General features: G+C 57.6%; 22 protein-coding genes. 4 read left to right on the top strand and 18 right to left on the bottom strand.

The genetic code is table 11. The features are described from left to right. Positions 1-35: 35 nt before the first annotated feature. The 6 genes from ssuC to LT85_RS07685 all read right to left on the bottom strand — a co-directional run bounded on the left by ssuC (position 36) and on the right by LT85_RS07685 (position 5,881). The gene (ssuC, locus tag LT85_RS07710) at positions 36-878 is read right to left on the bottom strand and encodes an aliphatic sulfonate ABC transporter permease SsuC (protein WP_038487173.1); all 843 of its coding nucleotides are present in this window, start codon (positions 876-878) and stop codon (positions 36-38) included. Positions 879-888: 10 nt separating this feature from the next. Further along, positions 889-2,037, bottom strand: coding sequence for an FMNH2-dependent alkanesulfonate monooxygenase (ssuD, locus tag LT85_RS07705; protein WP_038495418.1), 1,149 nt, complete (start codon positions 2,035-2,037; stop codon positions 889-891). Positions 2,038-2,083: 46 nt separating this feature from the next. After that, positions 2,084-3,097: a sulfonate ABC transporter substrate-binding protein gene (locus tag LT85_RS07700; RefSeq protein ID WP_052134834.1), complete on the bottom strand. Its 1,014-nt coding sequence runs from the start codon at positions 3,095-3,097 to the stop codon at positions 2,084-2,086. Positions 3,098-3,108: 11 nt separating this feature from the next. Further along, positions 3,109-4,095: a sulfonate ABC transporter substrate-binding protein gene (locus LT85_RS07695; protein ID WP_038487169.1), complete on the bottom strand. Its 987-nt coding sequence runs from the start codon at positions 4,093-4,095 to the stop codon at positions 3,109-3,111. Positions 4,096-4,204: 109 nt separating this feature from the next. After that, positions 4,205-4,795 carry an NADPH-dependent FMN reductase gene (gene ssuE / locus LT85_RS07690; RefSeq protein WP_038487167.1) on the bottom strand — a complete coding sequence of 197 codons (591 nt, stop codon included), beginning with the start codon at positions 4,793-4,795 and terminating at the stop codon, positions 4,205-4,207. Between the two features lie 69 nt (positions 4,796-4,864). Beyond that, positions 4,865-5,881, bottom strand: coding sequence for a sulfate ABC transporter substrate-binding protein (locus LT85_RS07685; RefSeq protein WP_038487165.1), 1,017 nt, complete (start codon positions 5,879-5,881; stop codon positions 4,865-4,867). Positions 5,882-6,119: 238 nt separating this feature from the next. Here LT85_RS07685 and LT85_RS07680 point away from each other — a divergent pair, with 238 nt between their 5' ends. Beyond that, positions 6,120-6,593 carry a DM13 domain-containing protein gene (locus LT85_RS07680; RefSeq protein ID WP_038487163.1) on the top strand — a complete coding sequence of 158 codons (474 nt, stop codon included), beginning with the start codon at positions 6,120-6,122 and terminating at the stop codon, positions 6,591-6,593. Here the strand turns inward: LT85_RS07680 and LT85_RS07675 are convergent. The 3 genes from LT85_RS07675 to LT85_RS07665 all read right to left on the bottom strand — a co-directional run bounded on the left by LT85_RS07675 (position 6,571) and on the right by LT85_RS07665 (position 9,072). Next, entirely contained in the window at positions 6,571-7,728 is a 1,158-nt protein-coding gene (locus LT85_RS07675; protein ID WP_038487161.1) for an MFS transporter, read from the bottom strand. The two genes, LT85_RS07680 and LT85_RS07675, sit on opposite strands and share 23 nt — an antisense overlap. A gap of 22 nt (positions 7,729-7,750) precedes the next feature. Beyond that, on the bottom strand, positions 7,751-8,527 hold the full coding sequence (locus LT85_RS07670) for a DeoR/GlpR family DNA-binding transcription regulator (protein WP_038487159.1): 777 nt from the start codon (positions 8,525-8,527) through the stop codon (positions 7,751-7,753). A gap of 110 nt (positions 8,528-8,637) precedes the next feature. Next, positions 8,638-9,072 (bottom strand): diacylglycerol kinase, encoded by a 435-nt coding sequence (locus LT85_RS07665; protein ID WP_052134833.1) that lies wholly within the window; start codon positions 9,070-9,072, stop codon positions 8,638-8,640. 238 nt (positions 9,073-9,310) lie between these two features. On the opposite strand from LT85_RS07665, the gene LT85_RS07660 reads away from it, so the two are divergent. Continuing rightward, positions 9,311-10,093: an IclR family transcriptional regulator gene (locus tag LT85_RS07660; RefSeq protein ID WP_038487157.1), complete on the top strand. Its 783-nt coding sequence runs from the start codon at positions 9,311-9,313 to the stop codon at positions 10,091-10,093. Between the two features lie 135 nt (positions 10,094-10,228). Here LT85_RS07660 and pbpG read toward each other — a convergent pair whose 3' ends face one another. Beyond that, positions 10,229-11,398, bottom strand: a complete 1,170-nt coding sequence (gene pbpG / locus LT85_RS07655) for a D-alanyl-D-alanine endopeptidase (RefSeq protein WP_038487155.1) — start codon at positions 11,396-11,398, stop codon at positions 10,229-10,231. A gap of 168 nt (positions 11,399-11,566) precedes the next feature. After that, entirely contained in the window at positions 11,567-12,334 is a 768-nt protein-coding gene (locus LT85_RS07650) for a class I SAM-dependent methyltransferase (RefSeq protein ID WP_038487153.1), read from the bottom strand. A gap of 174 nt (positions 12,335-12,508) precedes the next feature. Here LT85_RS07650 and LT85_RS07645 point away from each other — a divergent pair, with 174 nt between their 5' ends. After that, positions 12,509-13,291 (top strand): helix-turn-helix transcriptional regulator, encoded by a 783-nt coding sequence (locus LT85_RS07645; RefSeq protein ID WP_038487151.1) that lies wholly within the window; start codon positions 12,509-12,511, stop codon positions 13,289-13,291. A gap of 15 nt (positions 13,292-13,306) precedes the next feature. Here the strand turns inward: LT85_RS07645 and LT85_RS07640 are convergent, their stop codons facing one another. Beyond that, positions 13,307-14,209, bottom strand: a complete 903-nt coding sequence (locus LT85_RS07640; RefSeq protein WP_038487149.1) for a DMT family transporter — start codon at positions 14,207-14,209, stop codon at positions 13,307-13,309. Positions 14,210-14,266: 57 nt separating this feature from the next. After that, positions 14,267-15,109 (bottom strand): histone deacetylase family protein, encoded by an 843-nt coding sequence (locus LT85_RS07635; protein ID WP_156117651.1) that lies wholly within the window; start codon positions 15,107-15,109, stop codon positions 14,267-14,269. Between the two features lie 367 nt (positions 15,110-15,476). Here LT85_RS07635 and LT85_RS07630 point away from each other — a divergent pair, with 367 nt between their 5' ends. Next, entirely contained in the window at positions 15,477-16,043 is a 567-nt protein-coding gene (locus LT85_RS07630) for a phasin family protein (RefSeq protein WP_038487145.1), read from the top strand. Between the two features lie 137 nt (positions 16,044-16,180). Here LT85_RS07630 and LT85_RS07625 read toward each other — a convergent pair whose 3' ends face one another. The 5 genes from LT85_RS07625 to LT85_RS07605 form a co-directional block, all read right to left on the bottom strand. Continuing rightward, a complete protein-coding gene (locus LT85_RS07625; protein ID WP_038487144.1) occupies positions 16,181-18,718 on the bottom strand; it encodes a DUF349 domain-containing protein in 2,538 nt (845 codons plus the stop codon). A 95-nt stretch (positions 18,719-18,813) separates the two neighbouring features. Further along, positions 18,814-19,614, bottom strand: coding sequence for a competence/damage-inducible protein A (locus tag LT85_RS07620; protein ID WP_038487141.1), 801 nt, complete (start codon positions 19,612-19,614; stop codon positions 18,814-18,816). A gap of 46 nt (positions 19,615-19,660) precedes the next feature. Next, a complete protein-coding gene (locus tag LT85_RS07615; RefSeq protein WP_038487139.1) occupies positions 19,661-20,533 on the bottom strand; it encodes an EI24 domain-containing protein in 873 nt (290 codons plus the stop codon). After that, entirely contained in the window at positions 20,533-21,519 is a 987-nt protein-coding gene (locus LT85_RS07610) for a sterol desaturase family protein (RefSeq protein WP_038487137.1), read from the bottom strand. The genes LT85_RS07615 and LT85_RS07610 overlap by 1 nt, the downstream gene beginning before the upstream one ends. After that, entirely contained in the window at positions 21,516-22,316 is an 801-nt protein-coding gene (locus LT85_RS07605; protein ID WP_437177293.1) for a polysaccharide deacetylase family protein, read from the bottom strand. Before LT85_RS07605 ends, LT85_RS07610 begins: the two co-directional genes overlap by 4 nt. Between the last annotated feature and the right edge of the window lie 51 nt (positions 22,317-22,367).

The following is a 22,367-nucleotide window of genomic DNA, read 5'->3' as shown; positions in this document are numbered from 1 at the left end:
CACCCTTGTTAAAGCTCGTTCGTAATACATGGCATTCACTGATATCCCGGATGCCAGCGCAACCAATAACGTTCAAGGCCACGCGCCAGCATGTCGGCCAGCTTGCCCAGCAAGGCGTACAGTAATATCCCGACCAGCACCACATCGGTCTGCAAGAACTCTCGCGCATTCATCGTCATGTAGCCGATGCCGGCTTGCGCCGAAATAGTTTCCGCGACGATCAGCAACACCCATACCAGCCCCAGCGCGAAACGCACGCCCACCAGGATCGACGGCAAGGCGCCCGGCAAGATTACGTCACGGTACAAAGGCCAGCCGGACAGGCCGTAGCTCCTGGCCATTTCGATCAATCCTTTGTCGACGGAACGGATGCCGTGAAAAGTATTCAGGTACACCGGAAAGAACACGCCTATCGATACCAAAAAAAGCTTCGACGACTCATCGATGCCGAACCACAGGATCACCAGCGGAATCAACGCCAGCGCAGGAATGTTGCGGATCATCTGGATACTGGTATCGAGCAGGGTTTCCGCCTGCTTGAACGTTCCCGTCAACAGGCCCAATAGCAAACCGAGACCGCCGCCCACCGCAAAGCCCGAAATTGCACGCCAGGCGCTGATGCGGACATGGGTCCACAGTTCGCCGGAGACGGTCAGCGACCAGGCGGCGCGCGCCACCGCCCAAGGCTCCGGCAAGATCCGGCTCGACAGCCAGCCAACCCTGGCAGCGAATTCCCATGCCAGGATCAACGCCACCGGCAACAGCCATGGCAGCAGACGCTCTTTCCAGACCTCCGCGCCGCGGCCTTTCCGCGTCGCAGCGGCCTTCGGCTTATGCGTCGACGCCGTCGCAGCATTGTTTGTAATGATTGCGCTCATACCGCCTCCTTCAGCTTTGCGATACTTTCGGCAGCAAGCCGTTGGCGATGACTTCGCCAAACGGTCCGGTCAACGCCTGTTCGCTGGTCGACGCACGGCCTTTGCCCAACAACGGAAATACCAGTTCGGCGAAGCGATAGGATTCTTCCAGATGCGGATAGCCGGACAGGATGAAAGTATCGATCCCCAGATCGGCATATTCCTGCATCCGCGCCGCGACGGTTTCCGCATCGCCCACCAATGCGGTGCCGGCGCCGCCGCGCACCAGGCCGACACCGGCCCACAGGTTGGGCGAGACTTCCAGCTTGTCGCGCCGGCCGCCATGCAATGCCGCCATGCGCCGCTGGCCCTCCGAATCCATCTTGGAAAAAGCTGCCTGCGCCCGGGCGATGACATCGTCGTCGACATGGCTGATCAGCTCCTCAGCCGCAGCCCAGGCGGCCTGGCTGGTCTCCCGCACAATCACGTGCAGGCGAATTCCGAAGCGTACTGTGCGGCCATGCTTGGCGGCGCGGGCGCGGATATCTGCAATCTTTTCAGCGACCGCCGCCGGAGGTTCTCCCCAGGTCAGATACACATCCACCTGTTCCGCCGCCAACTCATGCGCCGGTTCCGATGAGCCGCCGAAATACAAAGGCGGATACGGTTTCTGTATCGGCGGATAAAGCGTCTTCGCTCCCTTGACCTTGATATGCTTGCCGATGAAATTGTAACCACCCTCGCCGCCTTCACCGGACAAGGCGCCACGCCAGACCTTGAGAAATTCCGAGGAAATCTCATAACGCTCGGCATGTTCCGCAAACAAGCCGTCAGCTTCCAGCTCCGCCTGGTCGCCGCCGGTGACGACATTGATCAGCAGACGGCCGTTGGACAGGCGGTCGAAAGTCGAGGCCATGCGAATGGCCAGCCCTGGGGCGCTCAGGCCGGGGCGGATCGCCACCAGGAACTTCAGGCGCTGGGTGAAGCCAAGCAAGCTCGATGCGACTACCCAGGCGTCTTCGCAGGATCGCCCCGTCGGCAGCAACACGCCGTCATAGCCGAGCGTGTCGGCGGCGACCGCAATCTGCTTCATGTAGTCGAAATTGACCGGACGTGCGCCCTGCGAAGTACCGAGGTAGCGACTGTCGCCGTGGGTCGGGATAAACCAGAAAACGTTCATGGCTGCTTCCATAATGATTGATGATGCTGCTGACTGATTGCGCCTGTTATTGTTTGGCGATGGCTGCGTTCTTCGGATACCAGACGATGTCGGCCACCTTGACGGCACGCGGAATCAGGCCGATCTCCTTGAAATTGTCGGCAACCCGTTGTTGGTCTGCCACCATGGCAGGATCGATCACGGTGGTCGGCGAAGGGTTGGAACGACGGCTCAGGAATAGCTGCACGGTAGTCAGGTTCAAGCCGCTGACATCGGCGATCAGTTGCGCCACTTCCTTGCGGTTCTGTTGCACGTAGCGGTCGGCTTTGGTCAACTCGTCCAGCAAATTCAACACTGTGCCAGGATAGCTTTCGGCAAAATTGCGCGACGCCAGATAGAAAGAATTGTTATTCGACAAACCACGGCCAGTGCTGAGCACACGCGGCTTGAAGCTCAGTTCGGCGGCGCCGTAGTAAGGATCCCAGATAGCCCATGCATCGACGCTGCCACGCTCAAACGCTGCACGTGCATCAGCCGGCGCCAGGTAAATCGGCTGCATATCGGTCCATGCGAGACCGGCTTTTTTCACTGCCTGCACCAGCAGGAAGTGGGCGCTGGAACCTTTTTGCAAGGCGATCCGTTTGCCCTTGAGATCTGCCAGCGTCTTTATCGGGGAAGCGGCTTGCACCAGGATCGCCGAACTTTCCGGCTTCGGCGGCTCCGCGCCGACGTACAGCAAGTCTTTGTTGGCCGCTTGTGCAAATACCGGCGGACTGTCGCCGGTCAGGCCGAAATCCAGGCTGCCGGCCGACAAGGCTTCCAGCAATTGCGGACCGGCGGGAAATTCCAGCCAGACGATCTTGCTGCTTTTGAAGCGTTGCTCCAGCGTGTTGCGTTGCTTCAGCACCACCAGGTTGACTGCACTCTTTTGGAAGCCGATGCGTATCTGCTCCGGCTCTTTTTTATCTGTCTCCGGTTGGGCATGCACATTCTGCAACGGCAAGATAGCGCTCGCTGCCAGCAGCAAGGCCACGCGAATTTTTTTCAGAAAGCGCCGACGGAAAACGATGGTGTTTTTCATGATGTACAGCCTCAAGTCTTGCCAGACAACACTGCATCGTGCGTCGAGATTTTCTTCGGAATCAGCTTCAGCTCATAAAATGTGTCGGCAATTTTTTGTTGCTCATCCAGCACCTTGCTATTGACCGGTTTGTAGATGTGCGCGTAATGCTTTAGGCCGACTTCGATCACTTCCGGATCGAGTCCTTGGATCGGCGCCAACTGAGCCGCCGCGTCCTTGTAGTTGGCGCGTATCCACTGTCCTTCCTTGCCGACTTCCTCAAGAATCGCATCCACCACCGCCTGGTTCTTCTCGGCGTATTTACGCGCACTCAAGAAGAACTGATGATGGCTCACGACTCCAGCGCCGTTCGCCAGAACGCGGGCGTCGATCTGCTTGATCGCCGCGGATTGGAATGGATCCCAGATCGCCCAGCCGTCCACCGCACCGCGCTCGAAAGCAGCGCGCGCATCGGCCGGGGCCAGATAGATAGGCTGGAACTCGTTGTAGCCGACCCCGCCTTTCTTGAGCAGGCTGATCACCAGCCAGTGGACGTCAGAACCTTTGTTAAAGGCGATTTTCTTACCCTTCAATTCGGCCAGCGACTTGATTGGAGAATTCTTCGGCACCAGAATGCTTTCCGCCTCCGGCGTCGGGATTTCATAAGCGCTATAGACAAAGTCGGCGCCGGCGGCCTGCGCCACAATCGGCGGCGCTTCGCCGACATAGCCGAAATCGACTGAGCCGACATTCAACGCTTCCAGCAGTTGCGGCCCGGCGGCAAACTCCGCCCACTTCACTTCAATGCCCTGCGCCGCCAAGCGCTTTTCCAGCGTTCCGTGCGCCTTCAGCAGCACCAGTGTGCTGGCAGCTTTCTGATAGCCGATGCGCAGCACCTGTTTGGTTTGCGCTTGGGCCAGCTGTGGCGCGCCGGTGACAAACGCGCCGGCGGCGACAGCGGACAGCAGAGCCAATACATGGCGTCTTGTATGCAGTTTATGTGTAATCGAATCAATCATTGCTGGCTTTCCGGTTGATGCCTGTTTTTTTGGACAAAGCGCTCCCCGTCCACTGATTACAGCGGCTTTTGAAAAAAATCGGAGCGGGACGTTATTTAGTCAGATGAGGCTATACGCTACATCGCACCTGTGAAAATGGAATCGGGCTGAACTGATGGGTACCGGCCTTTTTCAGCGCCAGCAAGCTGTCAGACAATTGCTGCACACCTTCGCTGATCCGCTGGAAAATATTCTGGTCCAGGCTCAATCCTTCCTGCTCCGACCATTGCACCTGCGCCTCGGTCGCGTATATGCTTGGCAGTACGTGGCGCGCCGCCAACGACGACAAGACCGGCCGCAAGGCATAGTCCAGCGCCAGCATGTGCGACTGGCTGCCGCCGGTCGCCAATGGCAGCACCAGCTTATCGGTCAGGCCGAATTGCGGCAGCAGATCCAGAAACGCCTTCAGCACGCCGCTGTACGCTGCCTTGTAGACCGGCGTCGCCACCACTACCGCGCTGGCCCCGGCTACCTGCGCCAGCGCTGCTTGAATCGCGGGATGGCCGAAGTCTGCGCGCAACAACGCATCGCCGGGTAAATCCCGCACATCCAGCTTGCTGTAGCGATGCCCCAGCAGCGCCAGTTTTTCACCTGTGTAATGCAACAAGCGGGTAGAACGCGAGGGAGCGGATGGGCTACCGGCCAACAACAGAATAGTCATGTATAGCAATCTTGAAACCGGCACCGCAATTCACCTGCGGAGCCGTGAGGGTAAGTACAAGCGGATGGGTTATTTAACGCCAGGCTGATAGATCTTGTCGAACACGCCGCCATCGCTGAAATGCACTTTCTGCGCTTTGCTCCAGCCGCCGAACGTATCGTCGATCGTGAACAGGCTCAGCTTCGGAAACTTGGTTGCATACTTGGCGGCGACTTTAGGATCGATCGGCCGGTAATAATTGTGTGCAGCGATTTCCTGGCCTTCCGGCGAGTACAAATACTCCAGGTAGGCTTGCGCGATCTTGCGGGTGCCACGCTTGTCGACCACCTTGTCGATCACCGCCACCGGCGGCTCCGCCAAGATGCTGAGCGACGGGAACACGGTATCGAACTTGCCTTTGCCGAATTCGGCTTCCACCAGATAGGCTTCGTTTTCCCACGACAGCAAGACATCGCCGACACCGCGTTCAGCGAACGTCACCGTGGAGCCTCGGGCGCCTGAATCGAGCACCGGTACATTTTTGTACAGGCGCGTGATGAAGTCGCGTGCCTTGGCATCGTCGTTATTGTTCTTCTTCAGCGCATAGCCGTAAGCCGCCAGATAAGCCCAGCGCGCACCGCCAGAAGTCTTGGGATTTGCCACCACCACCGAAACACCCGGCTTGACCAGATCGTCCCAATCCTTGATGCCCTTTGGATTACCCTTGCGTACCAGCAGCACAATGGTCGAGGTATACGGTGTGCTGTTATGCGGCAAGCGCTTTTGCCAATCGGCCGGCAGCAGCTTGGCCTTCTCGGAAATCTCGTCGATATCGTAGGCCAGCGCAAGCGTCACCACATCGGCTTCCAGGCCGTCGATCACTGAACGCCCCTGCTTGCCCGAGCCGCCGTGCGACGCCTTCAGCGTCAGATTGTCGCCGGTCTTGTCTTTCCAGTATTTGGCAAAGGCCTTGTTGTACTCCTGGTATAGCTCACGCGTTGGATCATATGACACGTTCAACAGCGAAAAATCTGCGGCATGAACCAGTTGCGCGCTCTGGGCGACCAGAGCGAAAGCGATAACCGACCTGACGATTTTCTTCAACATATTCCTCTTCCCTCGTGAATGATTTTTTGTTTTGAGGAATACAGATTAATGAGACGGGCTGGAAAACAGAACGAATACTTTCTTCTCTCCTTATGCAAAAAACAGATATGCATGGACCCGCGCAATGAATAAGGACAAAGGATATTCCTGCCGAATTAGCATAAAGCCGATAGATAGCATGTAAGGAATCAGGCTCCGGGACGACTAGACGAGATAGCAATGTTCAACAGGAGACCGCATGAAGAAATTCCTCGCCTACCTCGCCTCTCACCTGCTCGCGCTTGCCATCGGTTTTGGGGCCGGGGTTTACTTCTTGCCGATACTGACGGCAGGCGATGGCCCGAGCGCCGCGCAGGTAACCCAAGCGGTCGGCAAGGCAAGATACTCCGCTGTGCTCAAAAAAGATTTACCCGGCAGCGATTTCCTGCACTGGGCGCAAGGGACGGTCGCCATCAGTGAAACAATGATCGCCTTTGAAGGCAAGATCGCACCCGGCCCCGACTACAAGGTCTACCTGACGTCGGAGTACACGGGCAGCAAGGAAGATTTTATGAAAATCAAGGAGCGGGCCTTGCGCGTTGGCGAGGTGAAGACGTTCGAACGTTTCATTGTCGACATGTCGCAGCAGCCAGTCGACCTCTCTAGATACAACACCGTGGTCATCTGGTGCGAGACATACTCGCAATTCATCAGCGCGGCGCAGTTTCGTTAGCGTGGCCGGAGGCGCCCAGATAGGCGCTGGCGGCCACCAGTAACAACGCACAGCCAAGTCCGGAGAAGGCGATATTCAAACTACTGGCGTGTGCCACAAAGCCGATCAAAGCGGGACCTGCTAGGATGCCGGCGTAGCCGATCGTGGTAATGGCGGCAATCGCCAGGCTGGATGGCATCGCCGACTGCTTGCCGGCAGCGCTGAACAGGATCGGTACGATGTTTGATGCCCCCAGGCCGATCAGTACAAAGCCGATCAGCGCCACCGCAGCGTTCGACGCCGAGACGGCGACGAAGAAACCGCCGGCTGCGCACAAGCCGCCAAGCAGCAGCACGCGCTTGCCGCCGAAACGCCGGACGATACGGTCGCCGGTCAGGCGGCCGCATGTCATGGCGATGGCAAACGCTGCATAGCCGAGGCCGCCTTTGCTGGCATCCAGACCGCGCGTAGCAGTCAGGAACAATGCACTCCAGTCAAGGATCGCACCTTCGACCAGGAAGACGATAAAGCACAGCACGCCGATAAAAATCACGGTGCCGTGCGGCAGTACGAACAGCGCGCCGCGCCCGGCCGATTCCGGCTCGCGCAGCAAATGCGGTGCGGCAGTCATCAAGGCCACTGCGACGACAACTGCGGCGATCGCGCTAGACCAAAGCGGACTCAAACCCAGCCACAGCAACAACGCCATGCCGCCGGCGCCGACAAAACCGCCGACGCTGAACATGCCATGAAAACCGGACATCTGCGCGCCGCCGCTGACTTTTTCTACCATTACCGCCTGCACGTTCATGGCCACATCCAGCGAACCGATCGCAGCACCGAAGAAAAACAGGCCAATGCCGAGTTGCGATGGACTCGCCGCCAGCGACAAACAGGGTAGGATCAGGCAAGCCAGCATGCCGGCCGCCAGGATCACGCGGCGGCAACCGAGACGCGCCGCCAGCATGCCGGTCACAGGCATCGCCAGCAGCGAGCCGACGCCGAGGCACAACAGCAACAGGCCGAGCTCGGCCTCACCGACGCCGAGCCGTGCTTTCACATACGGCACCAGCGGCGCCCAGGCTGACATTGCGAGACCGGCAGAGAGAAACGCCAGACGGGTAGCGGTGCGTTGTTTGGAACCGATGTGATTCATGGCATGGCCTTCAGGAACTGCGTTATTTGGAAGCTGCGTACAACAGTTGCACGCCCTGCCGGTCGAATCCGGCGGCCTGGGTGCGGTCGGCGTCATGTTCCAGCACCAGATGCGTCAGATGGGCTGCCGGCAGCACCGCAAACGGCGCGGCAGTGCCGAATTTCTCTTTGGTAGCTGCCACCAGCACCGCCCTGCTCGCGGCAGCCAGGCTGCGCTTGAACTCTGCTTCTTCGTAGTTGAAACAAGTGAGCCCTGCCTCAGCATCGACGCCGCAAGCGCCGAGGAAAAAAATGTCCGGCCGCATGCGCTCGGCATCGCGCAAGGCTACCGCACCCAAATTGGCGCCGCTGCGCGCATCCACGCGGCCGCCGACCATGATCAATTCAATGTGTGGCTGTACCAATAAGGCCAGCGCGACGGTTGCCGCATTGGTGATCACCGTTAGCGGCACTGGCGGCAAGGCTTCGGCAATCGCCAGGTTGGTTGAACCGGCGTCAATAAACAACACGTCGCCGGCATTCACCAGCGTAACCGCCGCTCGCGCCAGGCGCGCCTTGCGCGCAGGGCCTTGCGTACGGCGTTCAGCCAGAGGCGCGGTGGCGGGCGACAAGGGCAACGCGCCGCCATAGACCCGCTTGCACAAGCCGGCTGCGGCCAGGTCGCGCAGGTCGCGCCGGATAGTATCTTCGGAGACATTCAGTTGCTGCGCCAGATCCAGCGCCAGTACCCGGCCGTCGGCCAGTAGCCGCTGCTGGATCAGGGCGTGGCGCTCCTTGAGAAGCAGGTTTGCGGTATTCATATCAGCTCACATCATGCATAAACACGTATAAATATACACAAACGTGCAAACATGGGCAAGCTCAGGCCGCCAGGATTTTCCCCGGCAATATTCAATATTGGATTGTTTGCTTACATCAGGATGGGATAAAGAATCACTGCCCAGGTAGCGACAGCAAGCACGCAGGTCAGCAACACGGCGGCGCTGCCGAAATCCTTGGCGTTCTTGGAGAGAGGATTACGTTCCAGCGAGACCCGGTCCACCACGGCTTCGATCGCCGAATTGATCAGTTCGATGATGATGATCCACACCAGCACCGCGATCAGCATCAGCTTTTGCAGCGCCGATACGGGCAACAGCAACGCGACGATGATGCCAGGAATCACGATGACCAGCTCCTGGCGGAACGCATGCTCGTTTTTCCAGGCCGAACGAAAGCCTTCAGCAGAATAGAAGAATGCGGAAAAAATCCTCTTGAAGCCGCTGGTGCTCTTGAATTCGCTAATCGGCTGCGGTTGTGGTTCCTGCGCTGGCGACGATTGCGTGGATTGCGTTTTTTCGCTCATGCTGTACTGGATCTTGAAGGCAAGGCTGGCTTGCTTTGATGGAAATGCAGGAAGGCGTGCATCTTAACTTTTGCATTTTACCAGTCTTGTTGCACTGCACGCATGCGGTTTTGACTGTGTTTTCTCGGCATTCTGCAATTGATGCGCGTTCGTAGCTGAACTCTAATCGATGACAATAGCGCAGCGCAGCTTTTCACATTATGATATAAACATTCCATTGCAATGCACCATTACTCCAATGAAAACAGCTACTCCCGACGACGCCGACAAGATTTCCATCCAGGTTATCGAACGCATGATTTCGCTGCTGGATACGCTTGCGCTCTACCCAGATCCAGTAAGCCTGAAAGAACTATCGGCAGTGACCGGCTTGCACCCATCGACCGCACACCGGATTCTCAACGACCTGGTTGTCAAACGCTTCGTTGATCGCTCGGAGCCTGGCAGCTATCGGCTGGGGATGCGTCTGCTGGAACTGGGCAATGTAGTTAAGAGCCGCCTCAATGTGCGTGAAGCCGCACTCGACTTCATGCGCGGACTGCACCGCAAGACGAACCAGACCGTGAACCTGTCAGTGCGCCAGAGCGATGAAATCGTGTATATCGACCGCGCGTTTTCTGAGCGTTCAGGGATGCAGGTGGTGCGCGCCATCGGCGGCCGTGCGCCTTTGCATCTGACCTCAACCGGTAAACTGTTTTTATCCATCGACGATCCGAAGATGGTGCGTGCCTACGCCACCCGTACCGGGCTGGCCGGACACAACAAGAACTCCATCACCGATCTCAGCAAGCTGGAGCGCGAGCTGAGCCTGGTGCGAGCGCTCGGTTATGCACGCGACAATGAAGAACTGGAGCTGGGTGTTCGCTGCATGGCGGCAGGCATCCGCGACGATTCCGGCAAGATGATCGCAGGCTTATCGATCTCGGCGCCGGCCGACCGCCTGCAGGAAGAATGGGTCGAGGATCTAATCAGCACCGCGAATCAGATTTCCGCAGTGCTAGGGTACGCCACACAACAGTAATCAGTAATCGCAGCGTTATCCCGCAAAGGCATCAAGCGGAATCAAGAAAAAAGCTGCACATAAAAAAAGAGTTTATTCAGCGATGAATAAACTCTTTTTTCATTTCAACACCGGCCAGGCTGCGACCGGATCTTATCAGGCTCCGCTGCGGCCGTCGGCAACCTTGATGCGCGTCAAAGCAGGCGGATGCGAATCGGCGGCAAGCCACTTACGGACACGGTCGGCATCTGCCTGGCGCGAGTATTTACCACGCCCGTCCAGCAGCACCATAACGATCTGGCGGCCGTCAATCGTCGCCTGCATGACCATGCAGCGTCCTGCTTCATTGATGAAACCAGTCTTTTGCAAACCGATCTGCCACGAAGGGCTGTCGACCAGATGATTGGATGTTGAATACTGCAACGGCCGCCCACCCGGCTCGACCACATATTTGGAATCGGTAGAATATTCGCGAATGACCGGATGCTGGTAGGCCGCAATCACCAGGCGCGACAAATCACGGGCGCTGGCAACATTCAGGTGCGACAAACCGGTTGAATCGACATAGTGCGCTTCGGTCATGCCAAGCGCCTTGGCCTTGGCGTTCATGGCGGCCACAAAGGCCGGCAAGCCGCCTGGATAATTACGGCCAAGCGCAGACGCGGCGCGATTCTCGGAACTCATCAAGGCAATGTGCAGCATGTCGGCGCGCGTCAGTTGCGAACCGATCCGCAAACGTGAGCCACTGTGCTTTTCGCGATCGATGTCATCATCGGTCACGGTCAATACTTCGTTCATATCCTGTTTCGCTTCGACCACCACCATGCTGGTCATCAGCTTGGTGAGCGACGCGATCGGTAACGCAACTTGCGAATTTTTATCCAGCAGAACTTCCGAACTATTCTGATCCAGCACCAGCGCGACGCTGGATTGCAGTTCAAGCGGATCGCGGGTCAGGTTCAGGCCGGCTTGTTCGCCCGCAGACAACACCGGCGGCAAGGCTGGCACAACTGGCGCAAACGCCACGCGCTGATACGTCACTTTGCGGCGGCCATGCACCATCACCACTTTCTTCACCAGTTTTTCATTCTTCAGCGACGCCACACTGCTGCTGCGGCCACGCGCGGCAATCACGGTGTGTTTTCTGGAGCCGGCTTTAGCGACAGTTTTCTTGTGGGAAGACGCAGATGCAGATTTGGCTGCCGCAGCTTTTTTTGCGGTTTTTTTAGCGGTAGTCTGTTTGGTTTGGGCAGAAGCAGGAGCGACGGGCGCAATCGCGAGCACGAGGAAGAGTGACAAAAAAACAATTAACGCGGATTTGCCCATTTGCGGCTCCAATATGCGACGATCTATAACTTTGTGGCAGTGTAGGCAAATATCGGAAAAATCGCAAGAGAATTAGGCAGTTAGCGCACTAAATTAAACAACTTTCGATGTCTGGACGACGATTTGCGACATAGATTTTACCGCAACTCGCCGCCCTGACCTCACGGCCTATTTGTAACATTCAAGAAGTACGGCGTCGATAGAAAATGAATAATCTTTCTGTAAATCGAAGTAAGCCTGCACTTCCGAGGGCGCGCTATTCCACAAAGACTTGATTGCGACCACTCGTTCCTGCGGCGTACGCATGCGCGCTACCCAGGTATCGAATTGCAAGGGCAACTTCCAGCTATGATCGGTAACGCGGCGCAAGCCAGCCTCGTCCAGCAACTGGCGCCAGACCGACATACTGCGATTGCGCACGTGCGACGTGTCGCGCAGCAATTCGATCGACTGGAAATAAGTATCGGTCAATATATCTTCCGGCGAGGCCGTATCGATCACAATGCATTTGCCGCCCGGTTTCAATACACGGGACATCTCGGTCAGTGCCTGCGGCAGGCTTTTCCAGTGATGCGCGCTGTAGCGGGTGCAGACCAGATCGAAAGTAGCGTCGGCAAACGGCAACTGATCGGCGCTACCCTGCTGTACATACAAGTTCTTCAAGTCACGGTCGGCGGCGGCGTCCTGCACTACCGCCAGCATCTCCTCGGATAAATCGTAGGCAATCACGGTGCCGATGTGCGGCGCGATGGCAAACGCCGCGTGTCCGGCGCCGCAGCCGACATCAAGTGCCTTGCCTTGCCGGAACGGCTTGGCGTATTCAGCCAGTTGCTGCAGGTCTGCGCCTTGGGCATGGACGGTACTAGTCAAATAGGCGGCGGCAGTACTGCCGAATTGCTCGGAAACTACCTTGTCATGATTGCGTGCAACGGTCATCAGCTTCTCCTCAGAATGGGTAATAGCGGGGTAACGGGCGTTCATACAAATTGCGGCCAACATCTCAGGGGGAAGTCCCAAAGAAAAGTCCAGGCTGCCAGTGTAATTATTTCTTATCCTGTTACAAGTCTAGTGTTTATACTATTACTTTCAACAACAGGATAAACACACTCCATGGACGATGCAGGCAAACGGAAGGCGCTGGGCGAATTCATTAAAACCCAGCGCAGCCAACTCTCGGCAGCCGAGCTGCGGCTGGGCGGCAGTACGCGCCGCCGCACTCCCGGCTTACGCCGCGAAGAAGTGGCGCAGCTGTGCGACATCAGCGTCACCTGGTATACGTGGATTGAACAAGGGCGCACCGTTTCGGTATCGGCGGCGGCGCTGGCCCGGATCGCCGAGGCTTTGCACTTGTCGCGCGCCAAGCGCGCCTACCTGTTTGAACTGTCCGGCAAAAAGGATCCGCAGGCCCAGGATATGCAAAGTGAAGAAATCCCGGAGGAATTTCTTGCTGTCACCGGCAACATCAAGGCGCCGGCCTATTTGCTAGACCGCCACTGGAATGCGGTTTCCTGGAACCGCGCCGCCAAGACCCTGTTCGTCGGCTGGCTGGATCAAAAGGATGGCAGCAAGAATCTGCTCGAATACACCTACTGCGCACCCGAAGCGACGCGTCTGATCAGCGACTGGGAACAGCGCGCCAGCCGCCTGGCCGCTGAATTTCGCGCCGATTGCGGCATGTATCTCGACGAACCTGACATTGCCCAATTGGTGGCTCGCCTGAACAGCGCCAGCACGGCTTTCCAACGCGCTTGGAATATGCACGACGTAGTGGAAAAAGAAGGCGGCGAACGCCGCTTCACGCATCCGACCCTGGGTCAGCTGGCTTACCGCCAGGTCAATTTGCGGGTCGCCAACCGGCCGGAACTGAAACTGGTGATGTTGCTGCCGGCTTAGGGCCGCTAGGCAGCCCTATTTTTTCATGACGAAAATCACACCCAGTATCGCTACCACCATGCCGGCGATTCCCATCAGATTGAAGACTTCGCCAAACATCAGCCACGCCATCAGCGCCGTGGTGGGTGGCGTCAGATAAAGCAAACTGGTGACACGGGTTGCCGCGCTTTTGCGTATCAACGCAAACAGTAAAAAGATGGCGCCAATCGACAAGGCGAATATCGACCATAGCAAAGCGCCGATAAAGCGCGAGGTCCATTGCACCGCATCCAGCGCCGGCGTCAGGTGCTCGTAAAAAATCGCAAACGGCAACAACACCACAAACGAGGCCGCAAACTGGATGATGGTGCCAGTGCGCAGATCGAAATGCGGACAATAGCGTTTCTGATACAAGGTACCGGCCGTCATCGAAACCAGCGCCATCAGGCATAGTCCGATGCTGGTCCAGGACAAGCCGACCAGGGTGATTTTAGCGGCCACCACCAGCCCCACTCCGCAGATACCCAGCAGCAGCCCCAGCCACTGTCTCGGCCTGACCGTTTCACCGACAAAGGGTGCGGCAAAAGCCGTCAAGATCGGCTGCATGCCGACAATCAGCGCCGACAAGCCCGCTGGCATACCAAGCTTGATGGCGCACCAGACACCGGCCAAATAGCCGCCTTGCAACAGAATGCCAGCGAAAGCAATATGCAGCAGCCGACCGTGCGGCCAGGGAGCGCGCATCAACAGCACCAGAGGCAGCAACACCAGCAGCACGCCGCCAAAGCGCAGCAGCAAAAACGTCAGCGGCGGCGCATACGGCAAGCCGAACTTGGCGACGATAAAGCCGGTGCTCCAAAGTACGACGAACACCATCGGCATAGCTGCGAGCAAGGGATGGGCGGGTTGCACCACCGGTGACGAACTGGCTGTAGACATGAATTATCCGGGTTGGGTAAGCGACGGTAGCAAGGCATCAACGGCATGCCCGGTTGCCTAGCGTTTTGCAAATGTAGCCGCAAGCGCGATAGTTTGCAGGTGTACCGCTACCGTGTCTTGTATATTTTTGCCATAACCGCCAGCCATGCTGATGGCCACAGGTATCGCATGACGGCCGGCAGTCTCGAGCACCATGGCGTCACGCCGGGCCAAGCCATCGAAGCTAAGCTTGAGGCGTCCCAGCCGATCGCCTTCGTGCGGATCGGCGCCAGCCAGGAAAATGATCAGCTGCGGTGTAAAACGCGCCAGCATGGTTGCCATCGCGTCCTGCAATGCGCTGAGGTAAGCAGCGTCGCCGGTGCCATCCTCCAGCGCGACATCGAGATCGCTCTGCTCCTTGCTGAAAGGATAGTTGTGTGCGCCGTGCAACGACAAAGTGAAAATTGAATCGTCATTGGCAAGGATCGAGGCGGTACCGTTGCCTTGGTGAACATCGAGATCGACGATGGCGACTCGCCGCAGCCGCCGTTCGGCCTGCATCAGCCTGGCGGCGATCGCCGCGTCGTTGAACACGCAAAAGCCGGCGCCCTGGTCGGCAAAGGCGTGATGCGTGCCGCCCGCCAGATTGACCGCGATCCGCCCGGGATCATTCAGGGCCGCGCGGCAGGCGGCAATGGTAGCGCCGGCCGAACGCCTGGAACGCTCCACCATCTGCGGCGTCCAGGGAAAGCCGATAGCCTTCTGCACCGCCGGCTCCAGGCTACCGTCGCTGACCTGTGCGATATAACGCGGATGATGCGCCAGCGCCAGCAAACCGTCGCTGGTGGTTGGCGCTTCGTGGAATTCGATGCCCTCTATGGTCGCCAAAGCGCCTTCGTGGATGAGACGATATTTCTGCATGGGGAAGCGATGACCGGCCGGCAGAGGCAACACAAAATGATCGCTGTAGAAGGCTTTCAAGGGAGACGTGGTAGATGCCAAAAAACAACAGTCTAACACTGGTAAATGTAACAGGCAGCATACTAAAAAAACAATGCATTTCCGCTCTAAACAGCAGATTTCATGCGCTTTGGATCAAATTATCTAAAATTTATATTGCAACGCACAAAAATGTACTTGACAGCGTTTCAGGATAATTTACAATCAAATTGTTGCGTCGCACAATGCACATTCAAAAGCACTGCGACGTAGTCAACGGCTAGATGTTAGCCACCCTTAGTTGCCCTACCAATTTCGTTTTTTATAGTATCGAACCCTAGGAGAAGCCATGTCTACCGTTGCAGAACAATTTTCAGCCGCTACCAAAGCCAATTTCGAAGCTAACCTGGCACTGTTTACAGATTTCACTACCAAAGCATTTGCCGGCGTGGAAAAACTGATCGACCTCAACCTGACTGCTGCCAAGGCATCGCTGGAAGATTCGAACGCCACAACCCAGAAATTGTTTGCGGCTAAAGACCCACAAGAATTCTTCGCCCTGAGCGCATCCCTGGCCCAGCCGAACACTGAAAAGGCAATTGCCTACGGCCGTCATTTCGCCAGCATCGCTTCCAGCACACAAGCTGAACTGACCAAGGCTGCTGAAGCCCAAGTCGCAGAAACCAAGCGTAAAGTCATCGAATTCGTTGACCAAGCGTCGAAATCGGTTCCTCCTGGCGCAGAAGGCGCAGTTGCTTTCGTCAAATCGGCCATCGGCAGCGCTAACGCCGGTTACGAGCAGTTTGCAAAAAACACCAAGCAAGCTGTTGAAACATTGGAAACCAATGTCAACAACGCGGTCGACCAACTGTCGCAAGCTGCTAGCAAGACAGCCGCAAAAACTGCCAAGAAGTAATTTTGTAATGCCGGTGCGCTACGGCGCGCCGGCTTTGTATCTCCTCGCTACCCAATAGCTGGTATCGTTGCTTACCCCGGATTACCGGGGTATTTTTTTGCCTGGACGCTTTGTGTCGTCCACGCCTGCATGACAAATTACGAATTGGCCAGAGCAACCAGTTTCAGCAAGCGTTGCAGCGACGCGTCATCCATCAGTGCCGACAAGCCGCAGATATGCAACAACTGCTGATCGACATTTTTCGCCGCCGCGCCGGCCTTGAGCGAGGCTTGCAATACTTCTACCTGTAACTGCAGGCGTTCACGCGACAATTCGGCCGGACTGTCGCCGCCAGCCAGGATTTCAGCACGCAATAACTCTTGCGCCAACAGCGGACGGCCTGCTTCAAGTGCTGCAGCGTAGCCACTAGCATTTTGGACAGCGCGCGCAAAACGCGCAGCAAGGGCTTTCTCAAACGCCGGCGCCAGCGCCGGCAGTGCTTGCCAGTCTTCGGCGCCCAACCCGCCAGCTTCGCCGCTGACAATGCTAGCTTCAGCTTTCTGGCACAGGACCAGCTTGGCGCGCAGTGCATCGGCTTGCGCCAGCGCGGCCTGACGGCGGCTTTGATCGAGTACTGCCTGCGCCGCCATTACCGCAGCCTGGAAACGCGCATCGATTTGCGCCTGGGCAGTACGCGGCACTTGGCCGCCACGCGTCCAATCCTGTTGCGCTTGCTGCAAGATTTTCGCTAGGCCCGCCTCGGGCTGTGTCAGTGCAGCTTCCAGGGCGGCGCATTGTTCTTCGCGCAAACGCAGATTGTCGCGACGTTCGGCATCGGCGCTGGAGGCGGCTTCCTTGCGCTGGGCAAAGATGGCGTCACATGCGGCGCGGAAACGCAGCCATAACTCCTGCTCTTCCTGGCGCGGCAAAGGCAGGGCTTTGGCTTGTTCTTGCCAGCGCGCCTGCAATTCTTTGACGCGATCAGCGGTATCGCGCTGGTTGGCCGGCAATTCCGCGGCTTCGGTGATCAGCTTTTCGCGGCGGGCGACTTCAATCGCTTGTTGTTCTGCCAGTGGTGCCAGCAAGATTTGCAGTGCGGCGGCAAAGGCGCTGTCGAGCAATTTTTTCTCGCTGCGGTTGATCGCTCCCAGTGCTTTCCACGCCTGCTGCTTTTGCTGGCAAAACTGCGCAATCAATTTCCAGTCTGGCGTTACGCCGCTGGCGGTATCTGCGGCCAACGCGCTTTCCGCATGCTGCAACACCTCATCAATCAATGCTCGCGCATTAACTTGATTCGCCTGACGCTGTTCGGCTTGCTGCTGGAAATGCGCGGCTACCGGCGCATAGGCAGCGGTGCAAGCAGCATCAAACCCTTCCCATAAGTTCTTTGGCGCGGATCCGGAACTCACATCCAGGGATTTCCAGCGCGCACGCAAACTGCCGATTTTCTTTGCCAGCTCAGCCGGCGCCAATGCTTGCGCCGGCAGTTCCAGCGCAGCCTTGATCAATTCTTCACGGGATACATTGCCACCCCAGCGCGCCCAGCCTTGCAGGCGGGTCAATTCGCTACGCGCCTGGGTCAGGCGGCTGAGTTGGGCCGTGCTCGGTTTGTGTTGTTTGAAATCAATCGCGCGCAGGGTTTTATCGAAATCCACCGCCAGTTGCAACGAACCGTCTTCCAGCGCTTTTTCGAGACCATCCAGGGCTTCGGCGATGTGCGCACCGTCGCCCGGCTCCGCTACGGTTGCCGTAGCTTGTGGCTTTGCTTGCTTGACCACCACCACGGTATGTTGTTTCAGAAGCGCCTGATAACGTTGTTCCAAGCCGTCATCCAGCAAGGCTGCCGGTAATCTTGGCAACCCTGACCATGCTCCTTTCAAAGCTGCCGGATCCAGCGCATCGGTCGACGCTTCCCAGTTCGCCAGCAATGCACCGCGTGCCTGCAACGCGGATTGATGTTGCTGCAAATCGACAAGCAGTTTGCGCAGAGCTTGCGCTTCCTGCGCAAAATCGGTCGCCAGATGACGTGGCAAGGTCAAGGCTTCGGCATGGCTGACGCACGCCGCCATCTGCGCTTCCAGCGCATCCAAAGCCGACAGATTTTCCGCCTCGCCGTCGAATGCTGTTTTAGCTTGCAGATGCAGAGCCCGGACACTGCCCAGCAAGCCGATGGCATTGTGCTGCAAGCTTGCCTGCGAAGTCAGGCGATCCGCCAGCGCGGCCCGCAATTGCACGAATTGCTGCTGCATCTCCGGCGGCACGTCTTTGCCATCCCAGCTACGATCCAGTTCTGCAACCTGGTTCGGCATCAGCTGCCGCTCTTGCTGCAAACGCTGCGCCTGCGCAATACAGGCGGCCGCCTTGCCGGCAATGACTTGCTGCTGCCGTACGCTATCCAGCCGCGCCTGCATTAATTTGGCAACGCGCCGGTCGGTATTGCGGCAAGCCTGCAGAACCTGCTCCAAAGCCGCTGGCGACTGCACCTGTTGCGCCGCTGCCAGACGGGCGTCGGCAAACGTCGATTGCACAATAAAAGCAACCGCCGCGGCTTCATCGTTCAAGGCTTGCGCCTGTTGCAGCGCTTGCTGCCGCGCCTGATCAGAAACCTGCTTGGCTTCCGCACGCAAAGCGGCCTGAGGAGCGACTACAGGCTGGGGTGCGGCGCGGTCTGCGCGTTTGAAGAGAAATCCGAACATGTGAATTCAATCAGATAGAAGCAGATCGCCGCTAGTCGCTAGCGGCAAACGCAATGGTTGAGATGAAAGGGATAAGTGGTGGTGGATTGAATAGATTAAGCGGGACGGTATTCTGCCTTTAGCTGGTCAAGGCCTGCCAGCATCTTCTTGAACGCCGCAGCGCTTTGCACCGGTTCGCCTTTGACGCCAAGATCGATATGACGACGGATGCCGGCTTCCCCTACGTGCGGCAGGCTGAATACTTTCACCAGGGGAAACTCCGCTTCGATGGCTTCCATCAGCGGTGTCAGGGTCGACTCCATGGCTTCGAATACCAGCACCGATTGTTCCAACTGCGGATTCTGGTGGAACTGGTCAGCGTAATAGGTATCCAGTACCCATTCAAACATGGGCCAGGCCATGACCGGAAAACCTGGGGCGAAATAATGTGCGCCGGCGCCTTTGTGGCGAATCGAAAAACCCGGGATCTTGTTAAAAGGATTAGGAATGATATCCGCGCCCTGAGGGAACTCGCCCATCTTCAAACGGTGCAGGTTGTCGGGCGTATCGTAATCGAGCGTGACGCCGGCATCGCGTGCGGTATCGGCAATCCGCTCACGGATTTTCTCGCGCGCCTCTGGATGCAGTACCAGCGGCACGCCAAGCGCGGCGGCTGCACACTGGCGGGTGTGGTCATCCGGCGTAGCGCCGATGCCGCCGGTGCAAAACACGATGTCGTCGCTATCCAGCGTCCGTTTCAGCGTGGCGGTAATGCGCGCTGGATCATCGCCTATGTATTCTGCCCAGCTCAGCGTCAAACCGCGCACCGTGAGCATTTCCAGTATTTTCGGAAAGTGTTTATCAACCCGCCTGCCTGACAGGATTTCGTCGCCGATGATGATAAGTCCGATTGCCATGGGGATCGCCGTTTAGCTGAAGATGAATGAAATAATGACAAAACCTTTAGGATTGCGAGGTATCGGACAACTGATGAATCACCTGGCCGTCATCGCGCCCGGCCATAATCATAGCAGCCTGCGCCGCCGCCCGATATTTCTCCAGTGCGGCCAGGCAATAATACTCAAACCAGAGGCCGGTGAATACAAACACCAGCACGTACAACCAGATCGATCCGGCCGCCAGCAAGGGAAAGATCACCAGCCAGAGCGCACCGCCCAGCCACAAGATGGTGGGCGCGGCGCCGAGTGCGCCGGTAATCACGCCGATCACCAGCAAAGGCCAACGGTGAATCTTCAAGATAGCCTGCATTTCTTCCTTGTCGGCGTGGGCAGCCAGCGCTTCATAGGCGAACACACGATAAGTCAGCCAGCCCCACAGCACCAGCGGAATCAGGAAAGCAAACGGCGGGATCAACCACAAGGGCAAGGTCAGCAGCCATACCACGCAGAAAATGATAAAGGCCGACAACGAGGTCCAGACACTGCCAAGCAGCGAACCGCCTTTGCGCAGTTCCAGATCTGGAAAATGACGGCGACCGACGTGGCGCGCCGTCGCCGGCAACGCAAATGCACCAACAAACAGCAAGGCGGTCAGGATCATCAACGGCAGCAAGGCCCATAGCGCCAGCCAGGGAATGATCACCGTCTTGAGCGCTCCCAGACCGAGCCAGGCCGGGATGTAGTTGGCGAGGCCCATGCCGTCATTGCCGGCAAAATAATTCTTTTGCAGCCAGTCGATCATCGGTTGCAGTCCCCACCACAGGGCTAGACCCCACAGCAGCACCGACAGCAGGAACGGCAGGAAAGTCAGCATCAGCATGCGGTAATGCAGCTGCGACAAGAGCGCCCGGCCGAAGGCTACCAGTAGCGGGCGCATTAGCGGCTACTCCTTCTGGAAAACTCGACCATGCGCTTCAGACCCAGCCACTGCTGTGCCCAAAAACCGCTGCCATAATCGCGCGCCGGTCTGGTTGCGGTCGGCAACTGGTCGCGGATACCGGTATGTTCGAAGGTCTTGCCGAAATGAGCGCTACGAAACAGGATGTCCCAGAACGAGAACAGGACGCCGAAATTGTGGCCGCCCAGCGTGCCCTTGCCGTTGCTTTCATGACCGATGCCGATAGCGTGGTGCCAGCGGTGAAAGCGCGGCGAAACGACCAGCGCATCGCCCAGCCGGCCGAAATGAATCCGCACATTGGCGTGCTGGAGACTTTGCAACATACGTGTGATCGACACCAGCAGCACATATTGCGCAGGTTCGACGCCGATGACCAGCGCCACCAGCGCCATGACCACGTCATGGATGACGCCGTCCAGCAAGTGGTTGCGGTCGTCACTCCACATGTTCATGTTTTGCTGGCTGTGATGCAAGCTGTGCAAGCCCCATAGCCAGCCGAAACTGTGTTGCGCGCGGTGATACCAATACTCACAGAAATCCAGCACCAGCAGATAAACCAGGAACGTAACCAGCGGTTTGTCGGTAATTCCGGGCAGCAGGTTTTCCAGATTGAACGGGTTAATCCCTTCCAGATGCAACAGCTCGGTAATCTTGGCCATCAGAGGATCGATCAGGAAAAACACCAGTACCGAGAATGCGCCCAGGCGATACAGCACGGTATAGATGAAATCAATCCAGCGCGCCCGCTTGTCATTGAACGCATGCACCGGAATCATAGCTTCCAGCGGGCGCAGGATGAGGAACAGCAGGACCAGTTCGCAAACGCCGATCAGGAACCATTCGGTGCCGTCGAACGCATCTTCCAGGTATTCGCTGAAGCCTGCATGGAACATGAACGGCTGTACCACGACCTGAAACAGCCAGGCCTGGACAGTCGCAAACCAGTTGATCAAGGTATCTGTCATGAGCCCTTATTCGCCTTTGCTGTCTTGTTCAGGATGACCGGCCCGGTCAGCTTGCCCTGGTATGCAGGATGGTCACGCAGAGTGGCGAAGCAAAATCCCTTCTTCTCCAGGCCAGAGATCAACGGATCCAGCACTGCCGGCGCCCACGGATCCTTGCGTGACCAGATACCCAGATGCGCCATGACAATATCACCATCTTTGAGATTTTTCAGGCTGCGCTCCAGTAGCACCTGGTTCGGCCATTTATCACTAGGCAATTCATCGCCGGAAAAACCAGCCTCGGCCCAGGCCACATGTTTGTAGCCGCAGGCCTCCCCTGCCGCCAGCGTATGCGGCGTCAGGTGGCCGCCGGGAGTGCGCCAGAAATGATCGATATGCTTGCCGGTCAGCGTCTGGAAGCGCTGGTCGACACGGTTCAGCTCGTCGCAATATTGCTGCGGAGTCCAGGCCAGCAGTTTGCCGGCATTGGCGCCGAACTGCGGCTTGACTTCAATCTTGCCGTTGGCCAAATCGCGTTTAGCGTATACGTGATCGAAGGTGTGGCTGCCGAAGGCATGGCCATCCGCCACCAATGATTTCCAGAATGGCGCCCAGCTCGGATCCAGCGTGTAGTCACCATTCACGGTTTTTTCATTGGCCATGAAAAAAGTGGCCTTGATATGATGCTTGCGCAAGGTCTGAGCGATGTACTCGGCTTGCGACTGGCTGCCGGTATCGAAACTCAGGTAAACCGTGCCGGCGCTGCAAGACTGTGCCGCAGTTGCCGCCGGCTGCGCCAGCGACAAGCTCGCCGGCATCAGCGCGGCCAGCGCTAACGCAGCTGCCAAGCCCAGCTTGCCGGAAGGGAA

The organism is Collimonas arenae, from assembly GCF_000786695.1.
GTDB classification, from domain to species: Bacteria; Pseudomonadota; Gammaproteobacteria; order Burkholderiales; family Burkholderiaceae_D; genus Collimonas; species Collimonas arenae_A.
Note: the sequence above shows the minus strand (reverse complement) of the source record. Positions and strands in the feature narration are given on the sequence as shown.